Here is a 14,217-nt window from a genome sequence, read left to right as displayed (position 1 = left end):
AGTCACTGGGTCCATATCCAATGGAGGTAGCAATGACCCGCAAGATCGCCATCTTCGACACCACCCTTCGCGACGGTGAGCAGTCGCCCGGCGCGTCCATGAACACCGAGGAGAAGCTCGTCATCGCCCAGCAGCTGCTGCGCCTGCACGTGGACGTCATCGAGGCAGGCTTCCCCATCTCCTCCCCGGGCGACTTCCGCTCGGTGCAGGAGATCGGACGCCTCGCCGGCGACGACGCCGTGGTGGTTGGCCTCACGCGCGCCGTTGACAAAGACATCGACCGCGCGGCCGAGGCGCTGAAGACCGCCAAGCGCCCGCGCATCCACACCGGCCTGGGCGTCTCGCCGCAGCACCTGCGCGAGAAGCTCCGCATCTCCGAGGACGAGTGCGTCGAGCGCGCCATCCACTGCGTGAAGTACGCCAAGCAGTACGTCGATGACGTGGAGTTCTACGCCGAGGACGCCGGCCGCGCAGACCAGAAGTTCCTGGAGCGCGTGATCCAGGCCGCCGTCGACGCCGGCGCCACCGTGGTGAACATCCCGGACACCACCGGCTACCAGATGCCGGATGACTTTGGCGCCCGCATCAAGGGCCTGGCAGACAACGTCCGCGGCATCGAGAACGTCACCATCAGCGTCCACACCCACAACGACCTGGGCATGGCAACCGCGCTTGCGCTGGCCGGCGTCAAGAACGGCGCAACGCAGATCGAGTGCACCATCAACGGCCTGGGCGAGCGCGCCGGCAACACCGCGCTCGAGGAAGTCGTCATGGCCATCAAGATGCACGGTGACGAGCTTGACGCCTACACCGACGTCAACACCCGCGAGCTCACGCGCTCGAGCCACCTGGTGAGCCGCATCACCGGCATGAACGTGCAGGCAAACAAGGCCATCGTGGGCGCCAACGCGTTCGCGCACAGCTCCGGCATCCACCAGGACGGCGTGCTCAAGGCACGCGACACCTACGAAATCATCAACCCCGAGGACGTTGGTGCCGCAGGCTCCGAGATCATCCTCTCCGCGCGCTCCGGCCACGCAGCCCTCAAGCACCGTCTTGCCGAGCTGGGCTACACCTTCTCCGCCGAGGAGTACGACGACATCTACAAGCGCTTCCTCGAGGTCGCGGATCAGAAGAAGGAAGTCTACGACGAGGACCTGGAGTCCATTGTCCAGGAGCGTCAGCGCGAGGTTGCGGCCGTCTACACCCTGGATGCCCTGCAGGTCTCCTGCGGCGATCCGCTGGTGCCCACCGCCACGGCTACCATCACGGACGAGTTGGGCGTGAGGCACGTGGTCTGCGCCACCGGCACCGGTCCCGTCGATGCCGCCTACAAGGCCGTCGACCAGGTGGTTGCCGTCCACGGCGACCTCGCGGAGTTCTCGGTCAAGGCCATCACCCGCGGCATCGACGCCATCGGCGAAGTCACGGTGCGCATCACGGCCGAGGACGGCAGAGTCTACACCGGCCGCGGCGCCGACAACGACATCGTGGTCTCCAGCGCAAAGGCCTACGTCAACGCCATCAACCGCATGATTCAAACCGCACGTTCCAAGGAGGGCAAGTAAATGGCACGTCCCATGACCATGGCCGAGAAGATCCTCGCAGCCCACGCGGGCCTTCCCGAGGTTGTGCCCGGCCAGCTCATCGAATGCGACCTCGACCTCGTGCTCGCCAACGACATCACGGCGCCCATCGCCATCAAGACCGTGCGCGAGATTGGCGCTGGCGTCTTTGACCGCGACCGAATCTGCCTGGTGCCCGACCACTACAGCCCCAACAAGGACATCAAGAGCGCCGAGCAGACCAAGGTCACGCGCAACTTTGCGCACGAGATGGGCATCACGCACTACTTCGAGCAGGGCTGCATGGGCATTGAGCATGCCCTTCTCCCCGAGCGCGGCATTGTGGGCCCTGGCGACCTGGTCATTGGCGCGGACTCCCACACCTGCACCTACGGCGGCATCGGCGCGTTCTCGACGGGCGTTGGCTCCACGGACGCCGGCGTGGGCATGGCGACCGGTCGCGCGTGGTTCAAGGTGCCCGAGACCATCCGCTTCGAGATCGACGGCAAGCTGCCCGCTGGAGCCAGCGCCAAGGACATCATCCTCTATGTGATAGGCAAGATCGGCGTGGATGGCGCGCTCTACTGCGCCATGGAGTTTGCAGGCTCGACCATTCGCGACCTCTCGGTTGAGGGGCGCCTCACCATTGCCAACATGGCCATCGAGGCCGGCGGCAAGGCTGGCCTCTTCGAGGTGGACGATACCGCACGCGCCTGGCTGGAAGGCCGCACCGAGCGCCCGTACACCGAGTACCACCCCGACCCGGACGCCACCTACAAGCAGGTCATCAAGATCGACGCGGCAGACATTGTGCCGCAGGTCTCCTGGCCGCATCTCCCTTCCAACACACATCCCGTTGCCGAGAGCCGCGACATCACCATCGACCAGGCGGTCATTGGCTCCTGCACCAACGGGCGCATCGAGGACATGCGCGCTGCGGCAGACGTGCTGCGTGGCAGGACTGTCAACCCCAACGTGCGCTGCATCGTGATTCCCGCGACGCAGACCGTGTGGCTGCAGTGCGTGCACGAGGGCCTCATGGACGTCTTCATCGACGCTCACTGCGTGGTCTCGACGCCTACCTGTGGTCCGTGCCTGGGCGGCTACATGGGCATCCTGGCGGCAGGCGAGAGGTGCGTGAGCTCCACCAACCGCAACTTCGTCGGTCGCATGGGAGACCCCACGTCCGAGGTCTACCTGGCGAGCCCGGCCGTGTGTGCCGCGTCGGCCGTGGCCGGCCACATCGCGCTGCCGTCTGACCTGTAGGCACAGGGGGGTGCGGCCTTTCTTCCCGTGCTCAGACAGCTTGGCTGCGCCAAGAACTCGCACAGGAGAGAAAGGCCGCACCCTTGGGTCGCAAGATAGCCGCAAGCTTGCAGCCGGCCACGGGCGTCCCACAGGCCGCGCTCTTTGCTTCTTTTGTTTTACCGGGGTGGAGGTTCCGTCAGGGTTCTGACGCGAAAGGCGGTTCCTCTCGCCTGCGTTTTTGTTTCAACTCCGGGGCAGCGGTCACCCTTGCCGCTCCGCGAGTTCCGCAGCCGCGCCTTTTGCGGCGAGGACTGTCCGAAGCGGGAGGCAAGGGTGGCCGCCGCTCCCGAGTAGAAAGGAAACCCATGCAGTTCCGAGGAACCGTCTTTCGCTACGGCAGAGACATAGACACCGACGTCATTATTCCTGCTCGCTACCTCAACACGTCAGATCCCGCCGAGCTTGCCAAGCACTGCCTTGAGGACCTCGACAAGACCTTCGTCTCTCGCGTGAAGCCAGGCGACATCATCGTGGCCGACGAGAACTTTGGCTGCGGATCGTCTCGCGAGCATGCACCCGTGGCAATCAAGGCTGCGGGCGTCTCGTGCGTCATTGCCAAGAGCTTTGCGCGCATCTTCTACCGCAACTCGATCAACATGGGTCTCCCCATTCTGGAGTGCCCCGAGGCCGCGGACGCCATCTCTGACGGCGACGTTGTGAGCGTTGACGCCGATACCGGCACCATCACGGACGAGACCACGGGCGCCGTCTTCCACGCGCAGCCGTTCCCGCCGTTCATCCAGGACATCATCAACGAGGGCGGGCTTGTCGCGCGCACCAAGCGCGTGCTGGCCGAGAAGAAGGGCGAATAGCAATGGCTAAGGCAACCTATCGCGTGTGCACACTGCCGGGCGACGGCATTGGCCCCGAGATCATGGCCGAGGGCAAGAAGGTCCTGGCAGCAGTGGGCGAGAAGGCCAATGTCGACTTTGTCTGCGAGGACCACCTCATTGGCGGCGCTGCCATCGATGCCTGCGGAAGTCCCCTGCCCGACGAGACGCTCAACGCTGCCAAGGCCTCGGACGCCGTCCTTCTCGCCTCTGTGGGCGGGCCCAAGTGGGACTCTACCGACCCAAACGCCCCTCGTCCGGAGCAGGGGCTTCTCGGCATTCGCAAGGGCCTGGGCCTCTACACCAACCTGCGCCCCGTGAAGATCTACGACGCCCTGGCGGGCGCCTCGACGCTGCGCCCGGAGGTCATCAAGGGCGTTGACCTGGTGATTGTCCGCGAACTCATCGGCGGTCTGTACTTTGGGCGCCGCGAGCGCTTCTACGATGAGCCTGGCGCGGGTGCCAACGGCGGCCGCGGGCAGCGCGCCTATGACACCATGGAGTACCGCGAGTACGAGGTCGAGCGCATTGCGCGCAAGGCGTTTGAGGCTGCCCGCAAGCGCCGCAACAAGGTCACGAGCGTCGACAAGCGCAACGTGCTGGAGACCTCCCGCATGTGGCGCGAGGTTGTGCATCGCGTCCATGACGAGGAGTTCCCCGAGGTCGAGCTTGAGGACCTGCTCGTTGACAACACCGCCATGCAGCTCATAAACAGGCCAGCGGACTTTGACGTCATCGTGACAGAGAACATGTTTGGCGACATCCTCTCCGACGAGGCCGCGCAGATCACGGGCTCGCTTGGCATGCTCGCGAGCGCGAGTCTGGGCGACGGCGTCTCGCTCTTTGAGCCCTCCGCTGGCTCCGCGCCGGACATCGCCGGCAAGGGTATCGCCAACCCGCTGGCGCAGATCCTCTCGGCGGGCATGATGCTCACCTACGCCTTCGACATGACCGAGGAGGCTGGCTGGGTCGAGTCTGCCGTGGAGCGCGTCCTCGACGACGGCTGGCGCACCCGCGACATCGCCGATGACGCCACGCCGGCAGACCACGTGCTGGGCTGCGCCGCGATGGGCGACAAGGTCGTGGAGTACCTGTAGGGGGCGTGCGCCTTCGTCGGCCGTGCGCTTCTCGGCGCCCGTGTCGCCAGAAGGCCCGTTTTGGCGACAATTGCAACAGAACAAGCCCTCCGGAGGCAAACTGTCGCCGGGGGGCACATTTTTGCGTGAATCTGCAACAAAATACCCCCTCCGGCGACACGAGGTGCCGGAGGGGGTAGCGCTCCTGCGCTCCTACAGCGACGTCTGCACCAGCGTGGGGTCGAAGCCTGCCTTGTGGATGGCGTCCACGATCTGCGCCTTGTGCTCCTCGCCGTACGCCTCGATGGTCACGCGCAGCTCGACCGCCGCGTTCCTGTTGGTCGAGACAAACTGGTTGTGCTCGAGCTTGATCACGTTGCCGTTCTGCTCGGCGATCACGCTGGCGACGCGCACCAGCATGCCCGGGCGGTCGGGGAGCAGCACGCTCACGGTGAAGATGCGGCCGCGCTGGATGAGGCCGTGCTGCACCACGCTCGACATGGTAATCACGTCCATGTTGCCGCCGGAGAGAATGCACGCCACGCGCTTGCCTTCGGCGGGCAGGTGCTTGGCGGCGGCAACCGTGAGCAGGCCGGAGTTCTCGACGATCATCTTGTGGTTTTCGACCATGTCGAGGAACGAGACAACCAGCTCATCGTCGTCCACGCAGATGACGTCGTCGAGGTTCTGCTGCAGGTAGGGGAAGACCTTGTCGCCCACCTCAAGCACGGCCGTGCCGTCGGCGATGGTGTTGGCGCTGGGGAGCTTCACCACGTGGCCCGCCTCGAGCGCCGCCGTGAGGCTAGCTGCGCCGGTGGGCTCCACGCCTATGACGCGGATCTTGGGGTTGTAGAGCTTGGCGAAAGTCGAGACGCCGCAGGCCAGGCCGCCGCCGCCCACGGGCACGAGGATGGTGTCGACCAGCGGCAGCTCCTGGATGATCTCCATGGCGATGGTGCCCTGGCCGGTTGCTACCGTGGTGTCGTTGAACGGCGGGATGTAGGTGAGGCCCTGTTCCTCGGCCAGCTCAACGGCACGCTGCTTGGCATCGTCAAAGACGTCCCCGTAGAGGATGACCTCGGCGCCGTAGCCCTTGGTGCGCTCGACCTTGATGAGCGGCGTGGTGGTGGGCATGACCACGATGGAGCGCGCACCTGCGTGGGTGGCGGCATATGCCACGCCCTGCGCGTGGTTGCCGGCGCTTGCGGTGATCACGCCGCGGTCAAGCTCCTCCTGGGAGAGCTTCGAGATCTTGTAGTACGCGCCGCGCAGCTTGTAGGCGCCGGTGCGCTGCATGTTCTCGGGCTTGAGCCACATGCGGTTGCCGGTCGCCGCCGAGAGGTACGGGCTCTCCACAAGCTTTGTCTCGAGCGTGACCTCTTTGACCTTCTCGGATGCCTCCTCGAAGGCCTCAAGCGTGAGCGTCTCTGGCATGTGGACCCCTATCTGCGCAAATGACGTGTGGGTGTGTTACGGCGCGTCGCCAACCTGCCGCGAACGCGCGCGCATTGCCTATAGTAGGTCTTCACGACCCGCCAGTTGGTGGTGCGTTTGTGAGAAGTTACCTCAATGAAGTCTAGGACCGGGAGACCGCATGCAGGGCGAGAACAACGCCGGCGAGAAGACGCCGCTCTTTGCCATCCACGACGCAAGCGTGGTGAGGGCGAGCAAGACCATCCTCCACGTGGACGACTTCACGCTGCACGAGGGCGAGCACGTGGCGCTTCTCGGCCCCAACGGTGCGGGCAAGTCTACCTTCATACAGCTCCTCACCAGGGAGGTCTTCCCGCTCTACCGAGATGAGCCGCCCGTGCGCTTTCGCGGCAACCCGCGCCCGCAGCTCACCGACGTGCGCCGCGCGCTGGGCGTGGTGAGCTCCACCATGCACGAGCAGATTCGCGTGCACCTGCCGTCCGTCGACATCGTGGTAGGTGGGCTCTTTGGCACGCTGGGGCTGCCCAAGCAGGTGGAGGTCACCGAGCGCGATCGTCAGCTGGCGCTCGACGCGCTTGACCGCCTGGGTATCCCCGAGGTGGCGGAGCGCGACGTGATGACCCTCTCGACCGGCCAGGCCAGGCGCGTCCTGGTGGCACGTGAGCTTATCCGCGACCCGCAGGTGCTTGTCTTTGACGAGCCGTGCACCGGCCTTGACCCCGAGGGCATGTACCACGTGCGCGAGACCATGAGCACGCTTGCCGCAGAGGGCCGCTCGATCATCCTGGTCACGCACTACCCCGAGGACATCATCCCGGCCATCGGGCGCGTGATGCTCATCAAGAATGCAGCCATCTTCGCTGACGGCCCCAAGGAGCAGATCCTGTGCGATGAGGTCCTCTCCAACCTCTTCGACGTGCCCCTTGTGGTGGACGAGCACGACGGCTGGTATTCGATGCGCGGGCAGTACGGGGCGTAGGCGCTGGTGGAGGGCCTGGTTGTAGAAGTTGGTGCGGGCGGGGACGCCGTTCGGGCGCAGAAGCTTGCGGCGCGTCTCGGCGTGCCCGTGGCGCCTGTGGGCACTGCGCAGGCAGCAGGTGGGCTGTGCCTTCTTGTGGGCGAGAAGGGCCTCTCGCTCGAGGGCGACGGCATGTCGCTTGCCGCGGACCTCTCACGCATGGTGCCGCGCCTTCGCGCGGGCAACCTCAATCGCGAGCTGGTCGTGCGCGCGGCGCGCATCCGTGGAGCGGCCGGTCCGCTCACGGCCGTGGACGCGACGGCCGGGATGGGGGAGGACTCGCTGCTCCTGGCTGCGGCGGGCTTTTCGGTGACGCTCTTCGAGCGCGACCCCGTGATCTGCGCGCTGCTTGCCGACGCGCTGGCGCGCGCGGCGTCGGACCCGGCGCTGGCGGAGGCGGTCTCACGCATGGAGCTTCGCGGAGAGGACTCCGTGCTGGCGCTTCCCGCGCTGGGCTTCTCGCCTGACGTGGTCCTTCTCGACCCAATGTTTCCCGAGCGCCGCAAGAGCGCGGCTGTCAAGAAGAAGCTGCAGCTCATCCAGCGCCTGGAGCGGCCGTGCGACGACGAGCGCGGCCTCATGGACGCCGCTAGGACTGCGGGCCCTCGCCGTATTGTGGTGAAGCGTCCGGCCAAGGGGCCATGGCTTGCTGGCGAGAAGCCCAGCTACACCGTGGCCGGCAAGGCCATACGCTACGACTGCTACGCGCTGTGAGCGTAGGCGGCGTGCCGAGAGACGCCCGGTCGCCGCACGCTGCGAGCCTCTCGGCCCCTCAATCTCACCACACGTATGCCCTAGACTCTTCCAGTTAACCAGACTCGTAGCCAGCGTCTCGCGCGCCGGCAGAGGGGGGCACGCATGCCCACGAAGGACACCACGACTCCGGTCAAGATTGTCATGCTCACCGGTTACCTGGGAGCGGGTAAGACCACACTCCTCAACCACATCCTTGCTAACGACGAGGGAATCCGCGCCGCCGTCATCGTGAACGACATCGGCGAGATAAACGTCGACGCAAGCCTCATCAAGAACGGCGGCCTCTCTGCCACGGACAGCCTCATCCCCATGAGCAACGGCTGCATCTGCTGCACGCTTGCCTCCGACCTGGCGCAGCAGCTCACGTCCATCGCCGAGACCGGCGACTTCGACTACATCATCATCGAGGCCTCGGGCATCTGCGAGCCCATTCCAATTGCCTACACCATCTCGTCCATCTGCGACCAGACCAAGGGTGGCACTGCTCCGCTCGACCTGGACAACATCGTGGCCGTGGTCGACTGCGCCCGCATGTACGACGAGTTCAACGGTGGCCACGCCCTTCTCTCCGACGACATAGAGGAGGACGACGTCGAGAGCCTTCTCATCCAGCAGATCGAGTTCTGCACCACGCTCGTGCTCAACAAGTGCGACCGCGTGACGCCCGAGCAGGTGGCCGAGCTCAAGGCCATCGTGCGCGGCCTGCAGCCCCACGCGCGCATCGTGGAGGCCGTGAACGGCAACGTCCCCATGGACGAGCTGCTCAACACCGGGCGCTTTAGCTTTGACGAGGCGTACGGCTCGGCTGCGTGGGTGGATGCCATGGAGCACCCCGAAGAGCACGAGAACCCCGAGGTCCTGGAGTACGACGTCTCCACCTTTGTCTACCAGCGTCGCCAGCCCTTCGACTACCACGCGCTCTCCGAGTTCGTGAACAACTGGCCCGAGTCCGTGATCCGCGTCAAGGGCCTCATGTGGGTCAACAACGACCCCGACATGTGCTACGTGTTTGAGCAGGCCGGCCAGCAGTTCACGCTCACCGAGAACGGCCAGTGGGCGGCGCTCATGCCTGAAGACGAGCTCAAGCGCAACATGGAGGAGGTCCCCGAGCTGCGCCGCGACTGGGATTCCAAGGTGGGCGACCGCATGGTTCGACTCTGCGTTATTGGCCGTCACATGGATCGCGAGGCTGTCGAGCGCGGCCTTGACGCCTGTCTCACCACGTGGGAGGGCGAGGCGCCTGCCGTCGACGGCCTGGAGTAGGGCAGCCGTTTGGGCTTGGAGCTGAGCTGGATTCTAAGAGGGGAGGGCAGCATGGACGAGAGTGACGAGACACGCCTGATAGGCGGTGGTTCCGGGGTCGAGAACGATGCGACGCAACTGATGGGTGGTGGCGCAAGGGTCGCGGGTGACCCCGACGCCACGGTGTACGCCCGTCCCGGCGAGAACCCCGACGCCACGGTGTACGCGCCGCCCGTGGCCTCCCGCACGACTGCGGCTCCCCGGCGTGCCCCGGAGCCCGTGCGCAACGCCGTTCCCTCGCCCTCGCAGACGAGCTACTACGGCTATGGCTACGGTGGCGCCGCCGGCGGCGATGGGCGCGGTGCTCACCGCGGCCCCAACCTCAAGCGAATCACGCTTGTGCTGGTGGGGGCGCTGGTGGCTCTCTTCGTCTTTGCGGTGGTGTCAAGCTGCGTGAGCGATGCCGTTTCGAGCGTTGCCGCCGGCGCCTCCAGCGGCGCTACGTCAAGCACCACGACGATGGGCACCACGACGGGCACTACTACGCCCACGACCACGGGAACTAACGGCTCCGGCAGCACCGAAGGCACCAGTTCCGGCACCGATACGGGCATCGACCTCGGTGGGATTGCGGACGCCCTGGGAGACACTGCCATCACCGCGCAGGAGGTCGTGCAGAACGTGGGTGGCGTCGCGCGGGAGGTGGCGTCCCAGCTCCCCTCCCAGGTCAAGGGGCTTCTCTCCTCTCGCTAGGCCCTGGACGAGTCCGTGATTGCCTGCGGTCCGGCAAGATTTTGCAGATTTCGATTGGTTAGCGATTCCGGCGTTCGGTCTGCGACCTTGCGCGCGAACAGCCTGCACACCGAGCAAACCTTTGCGTACCGCTCGCAGAATTGTTGCTGCACCGCAACACAGGGCTGGTAACGTTTTGACAATTTAAAAGTCGGGCGTCGAGAGGGGCTGTCATGCTCAATCGCTTCTGCAAGAGTCCACTGTGGGAATGCAACCGTACGCTCATCCGCGTGGCGCAGGGACAGGAGCCCGCTGACCTCGTCATTCGTCACGCCCGGCTGGTAAGCGTCACCACGCACGAGGTCCTTGAGGACGCAGACATCGCCGTTGCCGCAGGGCGCGTTGCGTACCTGGGCATTGGTGGCCACACGGCCGAGCACTGCATTGGCGAGAAGACCACCGTTATCGATGCCGCTGGCCGCTACGTGGCGCCGGGCTTCATGGATGGCCACATCCATGTTGAGTCTGCCATGGTGGGCCCCTCCGAGTACGCCCGCGCCGTGGTGCCGCACGGCACAACCGGCATCTACTGGGACCCGCACGAGGCCATGAACGTCGCTGGCCTGCCCGCGTTGAAGGAGCTCATCCGCGACTCCGAGCGCGTGCCGCTCAAGTGCATGGTCACGCCGGGCTCGTGCGTGCCCGCGGTGCCGGGCTTCGAGGACACCGGTTCCAAGATTGATGCCAAGGACATTCGCGAGACCATGGGCTGGGACGCCGTGGTGGGTCTTGGCGAGATGATGAACGACCCAGGCGTCCTTTCCTGCGACGAGGGTCCGCTCTCCGAGATGGACGAGACCCTCAAGGCCGACAAGACCCTGACCGGCCACTTCACCGTGCCGGACACGGACCGCCAGCTCAACGCCTACATCGCCTCCGGTATCTCCTGCTGCCACGAGTCCATCACGCGCGAAGAGGCGCTCGCCAAGCTCCGCCTGGGCCAGTATGCGCAGCTGCGCGAGGGCTCCGCCTGGCAGAACCTCGAGGAGCTGGCGCACGTTATCACCGAGAACAACATCGATACGCGCCACGTGAACCTCGTCTCTGATGACAACCACCCCGAGACCCTGGTCTCCGAGGGCCACATCGATCGCATCCTGCGCAAGGCTGTGGGCTATGGCATCGATCCCGTCTCGGCCATCCAGATGGTCACGATCAACGTGGCAGACTGCTTTGGCATGTCGCGCGACCTGGGCTCCGTCACGCCGGGCAAGTGCGCTGACCTCGTGATTCTCGAGGATCTCAAGGACTTCCGCGTGACGCACACCTTCATCGACGGTGAGCTTGTTGCCCAAGACGGCGCGGCGCTCTTCTCGCCAGAGTCCTATCCCTGGCCCAACTTCATGTTCAACTCTATGCACGTGGGGGCGGACATCAAGCCCGAGATCTTCCGCATTCCCGCCGTTCATGCGGACGGCTCGCCCATCGCGGGTGACCGCGCGCTGGTGCGCGTGATGACCTCGAGCGCCGGCTCCACCATCACCAAGGAGGAGCACCTCGAGGTGCCCGTGGTCGACGGCTGCCTGGAGGGATCGCCCGCAGACGACATCCTTAAGGCCTTTGTCTTCGAGCGCCACCACAACACGGGCTCGTTTGCCTACGGCTTTGCCAAGGGCTTTGGCATCCATGGTGCGCTTGCGCAGACCGTGGCCCACGATGCCCACAACCTGCTGGTCATTGGCGACAACGATGAGGACATGGCCCTGGCGGCAAGTCTCCTTGTGGACTGCGGTGGCGGCGAGGTAGCCGTTGAGGACGGCAAGGTGCTCGGCCAGGTGAAGCTGCCGATCCTGGGCCTCATGAGCCCCAAGAGCGTGGAGGAGGTCGCCGCCGAGGTCCGTGGCGCCGAGGCGGCCTGGGCAAAGATGGGCTGCACCATGCCCTCGCCGTTTATGACCATGGCGCTTCTCTCGCTTGCCTGCATCCCTGACCTGCGGCTCACCAATCGAGGCTACGTGGACTGCCACACGTACCAGTTTGTGCCAGTGGTTGTGGAGTAGGGCGAGAAGGCCGCGCGCGCCGGGATGTCCCGGTCCGCGCGGCCATAGCCGCTACCGTTGCGTTGCGCGCCTAGAGCAGCTGGTCGAGCGTCTTGCCGTAGCTGGGGAGAAACTCCGCCACAAAATCCGCGACCTCGGGCATTTGCGCGGCCATCTCGTCTACCTTGGCGCGGATACCCTCCTCGGCGGTCTTGAACTCGACGTTTCCGGACTGCGCCTCGTCGACGCACTTGATGAGGGCGGAAATCTTGTCGGCCGCCTTCACCAGGCGGCGCAGGTAGACGTCGTCCTCGTCCGCGGGGTCGCCGCGAAAGATCGCCTTGTAGGTGGGGCGCAGGTCTTCCGGCAGCGTGTCAAGCAGCGTGTCCTCGGCGCTTCTCTCCACGTCCTTGTAGGCGTCGCGGATGCCACGGTTGGCGTACTTCACGGGCGTGGGCATGTCACCGGTCACAATCTCTGTTGTGTCGTGGAAGAGGCCGATAAGCGCGGCCTTCTCGGCGTCAAGGTGGCGTCCGTGGCGGACGTTGCCCAGGGTTGCCAGGCCGTGCGCGATGGCAGCAACCTCGAGCGAGTGCTCGGAGAGGTTCTCCGGGCGAGCGCTGCGCATGAGTGCCCAGCGCTCGATGTACTTCATCCTCGAGACGATAGCGAAGAACGTGGACTGTTCAGTCATGGCAATCCCTCCTCCCAGAATGGTACGCTCGGATGAGACAAAGGGACAGTCCCTTTGTCTCATCCGAGAGAGGGAACGCACATGAAGGTCCTAATGCTCAACGGGGGCGCGAGCCCCAAGGGAAACACCGGCATCGCGCTGGCGGAGGTGGCAAACACGCTTTCCGAGCAGGGCATAGATACCGAGGTCTACCACCTGCCCCTCACACCCACACGTGACTGCATAAGCTGCGGCAAGTGCTCCAAGCTGGGTCATTGCATCTTTAATGATGACGGCGTGAACGAGTTTGTCGAGAAGGCCGCCCTAGCGGATGGCTTTGTCTTTGGTACGCCCGTCTACTACGCGCACCCCGCCGGTCGCATGCTGTCCTTCCTCGACCGCGTCTTCTACAGCGAGAGCGGCCAGTTTGCCTTCAAGCCGGGCGCCTGCGTGACCGTGGCGCGCCGCGGTGGCTGCACCGCGTCGTTTGACGTGATGAACAAGTACTTTGGCATCGCCAACATGATCACCGTGGGCTCGTCGTACTGGAACATGGTCTACGGTGCCAAGACCGGCGAGGCCGCGCTGGACATCGAGGGTTTGAAGACCATGCGCAACCTGGGGCGCAACATGGCGTGGCTGCTCAAGAGTATCGAGGCGGGCCGCGCTGCCGGTGTGCCTGCGCCCGAGGTCGAGGGTGGCTCCTGGATGAACTTCATTCGATGAGACAAAGGGACTGTCCCTTTGTCTCATCCTAGCGCGACGAGGAGGGAGACCATGGCTGCCGTGGCCGCAAATGCCGTGACATCGCGCGCGCCAAAGTGCAGCGGATGCCAGTGCGAACGCGTGCCGCCGCTCTCGTAGCAGCGCGCGTCGAGGGCGCGCGCGAGGTCGTCGGCATGGTGCATCGAGCTTGCCATGAGCGCCACAAGCACCGAACCAACCGCGCGAAGGCGCCGGCCCAGGCTGCCGCGTGCCACCTCGCCACCGCGTGCGACCTGCGCATCCATGATTGCCGAGGCGTCGTTTGCCAGCGTGGGGATGAAGCGCAGCATGAGCGAGAAGACCATGGCAAGCTCGTGGCCGGGAAGGCCCAGCCTGGTGAGCGGCGAGCAGGCGGCGTCAAAGGCGTCGCCCAGCTCGGTGGGCGTGGTGGTGAGCAGGAGCAGTGCGCCCACCACGATGGCGGCAAACACGCGCACCGGATAGAGCACCGCCGACCACGTGCCGCCCGTGGTTATCGTGATGGGTCCCGCGGCGAGAAGCACGCTGCCATCGCGAATGAGCAGCAGGTTGAAGACCGCAAGGAAGAGAAGCACCCAGAGCACGCCACGCACCGATGAAAGGACCTCGCCTGCCGGGACGCGCGCCGCAAGAAGCAGCGCGAGCACGCACGCCGCAAGCGCTGCCAGCCCAAGCGGCGAGTGAACGAAGAACGTGGCGACCATGAGCGCCAGGGCGCAGGCCGCCTTGGTGCGGGGGTCAAGCCGGTGGATGGGGGAGTCCGCAGCGTAGTACTGGCCCACGGAGATGCGAAGCGCCAT

The 14,217-nt window shown here is 65.4% G+C and carries 13 protein-coding genes; 10 read left to right on the top strand and 3 right to left on the bottom strand.

All coding sequences use genetic code 11. The features are described 5' to 3' along the window. The first annotated feature begins 32 nt into the window (after positions 1-32). From NVS32_RS00800 to leuB, 4 genes are all read left to right on the top strand, one after another. Complete coding sequence (locus NVS32_RS00800) at positions 33-1,568, top strand: 2-isopropylmalate synthase (RefSeq protein ID WP_258498344.1); 1,536 nt, start codon at positions 33-35, stop codon at positions 1,566-1,568. Then, the gene (leuC, locus tag NVS32_RS00795) at positions 1,569-2,831 is read left to right on the top strand and encodes a 3-isopropylmalate dehydratase large subunit (protein ID WP_258498343.1); all 1,263 of its coding nucleotides are present in this window, start codon (positions 1,569-1,571) and stop codon (positions 2,829-2,831) included. Positions 2,832-3,178: 347 nt separating this feature from the next. Further along, complete coding sequence (leuD, locus tag NVS32_RS00790) at positions 3,179-3,685, top strand: 3-isopropylmalate dehydratase small subunit (protein WP_118111174.1); 507 nt, start codon at positions 3,179-3,181, stop codon at positions 3,683-3,685. Between the two features lie 2 nt (positions 3,686-3,687). After that, positions 3,688-4,800, top strand: a complete 1,113-nt coding sequence (leuB, locus tag NVS32_RS00785) for a 3-isopropylmalate dehydrogenase (RefSeq protein ID WP_258498342.1) — start codon at positions 3,688-3,690, stop codon at positions 4,798-4,800. 192 nt (positions 4,801-4,992) lie between these two features. On the opposite strand, the gene ilvA is transcribed toward leuB, so the two are convergent. Beyond that, a complete protein-coding gene (gene ilvA / locus NVS32_RS00780) occupies positions 4,993-6,213 on the bottom strand; it encodes a threonine ammonia-lyase (protein WP_258498341.1) in 1,221 nt (406 codons plus the stop codon). A 160-nt stretch (positions 6,214-6,373) separates the two neighbouring features. Between ilvA and NVS32_RS00775 the strand changes: the two genes are divergently transcribed. From NVS32_RS00775 to NVS32_RS00755, 5 genes are all read left to right on the top strand, one after another. After that, positions 6,374-7,192, top strand: a complete 819-nt coding sequence (locus NVS32_RS00775; protein ID WP_258498340.1) for an ABC transporter ATP-binding protein — start codon at positions 6,374-6,376, stop codon at positions 7,190-7,192. Positions 7,193-7,198: 6 nt separating this feature from the next. Beyond that, a complete protein-coding gene (locus NVS32_RS00770; protein ID WP_258498338.1) occupies positions 7,199-7,945 on the top strand; it encodes a class I SAM-dependent methyltransferase in 747 nt (248 codons plus the stop codon). A 144-nt stretch (positions 7,946-8,089) separates the two neighbouring features. Continuing rightward, positions 8,090-9,250 (top strand): CobW family GTP-binding protein, encoded by a 1,161-nt coding sequence (locus NVS32_RS00765; protein ID WP_258498337.1) that lies wholly within the window; start codon positions 8,090-8,092, stop codon positions 9,248-9,250. A gap of 51 nt (positions 9,251-9,301) precedes the next feature. Next, positions 9,302-9,982, top strand: coding sequence for a hypothetical protein (locus tag NVS32_RS00760; RefSeq protein WP_258498335.1), 681 nt, complete (start codon positions 9,302-9,304; stop codon positions 9,980-9,982). Between the two features lie 212 nt (positions 9,983-10,194). Continuing rightward, complete coding sequence (locus NVS32_RS00755; RefSeq protein ID WP_258498334.1) at positions 10,195-12,021, top strand: adenine deaminase; 1,827 nt, start codon at positions 10,195-10,197, stop codon at positions 12,019-12,021. A 70-nt stretch (positions 12,022-12,091) separates the two neighbouring features. Here the strand turns inward: NVS32_RS00755 and yfbR are convergent, their stop codons facing one another. Next, positions 12,092-12,694, bottom strand: coding sequence for a 5'-deoxynucleotidase (gene yfbR, locus NVS32_RS00750; protein WP_258498332.1), 603 nt, complete (start codon positions 12,692-12,694; stop codon positions 12,092-12,094). Between the two features lie 81 nt (positions 12,695-12,775). Between yfbR and NVS32_RS00745 the strand changes: the two genes are divergently transcribed. Beyond that, complete coding sequence (locus tag NVS32_RS00745; protein ID WP_258498331.1) at positions 12,776-13,399, top strand: flavodoxin family protein; 624 nt, start codon at positions 12,776-12,778, stop codon at positions 13,397-13,399. A gap of 23 nt (positions 13,400-13,422) precedes the next feature. On the opposite strand, the gene NVS32_RS00740 is transcribed toward NVS32_RS00745, so the two are convergent. After that, positions 13,423-14,217 carry an energy-coupling factor transporter transmembrane component T family protein gene (locus NVS32_RS00740; RefSeq protein WP_258498330.1) on the bottom strand — a complete coding sequence of 265 codons (795 nt, stop codon included), beginning with the start codon at positions 14,215-14,217 and terminating at the stop codon, positions 13,423-13,425.

This window comes from Tractidigestivibacter montrealensis, from assembly GCF_024741235.1.
GTDB classification, from domain to species: domain Bacteria; phylum Actinomycetota; class Coriobacteriia; order Coriobacteriales; family Atopobiaceae; genus Tractidigestivibacter; species Tractidigestivibacter montrealensis.
Note: the sequence above shows the minus strand (reverse complement) of the source record. Positions and strands in the feature narration are given on the sequence as shown.

Bases quoted from the DNA above. Each gene is read 5' to 3' on its own strand.
- ilvA (WP_258498341.1), bottom strand. From the start codon at position 6,213: ATGCCAGAGACGCTCACGCTTGAGGCCTTCGAGGAGGCATCCGAGAAG.
- NVS32_RS00755 (WP_258498334.1), top strand. From the start codon at position 10,195: ATGCTCAATCGCTTCTGCAAGAGTCCACTGTGGGAATGCAACCGTACG.
- leuB (WP_258498342.1), top strand. From the start codon at position 3,688: ATGGCTAAGGCAACCTATCGCGTGTGCACACTGCCGGGCGACGGCATT.
- NVS32_RS00740 (WP_258498330.1), bottom strand. From the start codon at position 14,217: ATGGCGCTTCGCATCTCCGTGGGCCAGTACTACGCTGCGGACTCCCCC.
- NVS32_RS00800 (WP_258498344.1), top strand. From the start codon at position 33: ATGACCCGCAAGATCGCCATCTTCGACACCACCCTTCGCGACGGTGAG.
- leuC (WP_258498343.1), top strand. From the start codon at position 1,569: ATGGCACGTCCCATGACCATGGCCGAGAAGATCCTCGCAGCCCACGCG.
- NVS32_RS00760 (WP_258498335.1), top strand. From the start codon at position 9,302: ATGGACGAGAGTGACGAGACACGCCTGATAGGCGGTGGTTCCGGGGTC.
- leuD (WP_118111174.1), top strand. From the start codon at position 3,179: ATGCAGTTCCGAGGAACCGTCTTTCGCTACGGCAGAGACATAGACACC.
- NVS32_RS00775 (WP_258498340.1), top strand. From the start codon at position 6,374: ATGCAGGGCGAGAACAACGCCGGCGAGAAGACGCCGCTCTTTGCCATC.
- yfbR (WP_258498332.1), bottom strand. From the start codon at position 12,694: ATGACTGAACAGTCCACGTTCTTCGCTATCGTCTCGAGGATGAAGTAC.
- NVS32_RS00765 (WP_258498337.1), top strand. From the start codon at position 8,090: ATGCCCACGAAGGACACCACGACTCCGGTCAAGATTGTCATGCTCACC.
- NVS32_RS00745 (WP_258498331.1), top strand. From the start codon at position 12,776: ATGAAGGTCCTAATGCTCAACGGGGGCGCGAGCCCCAAGGGAAACACC.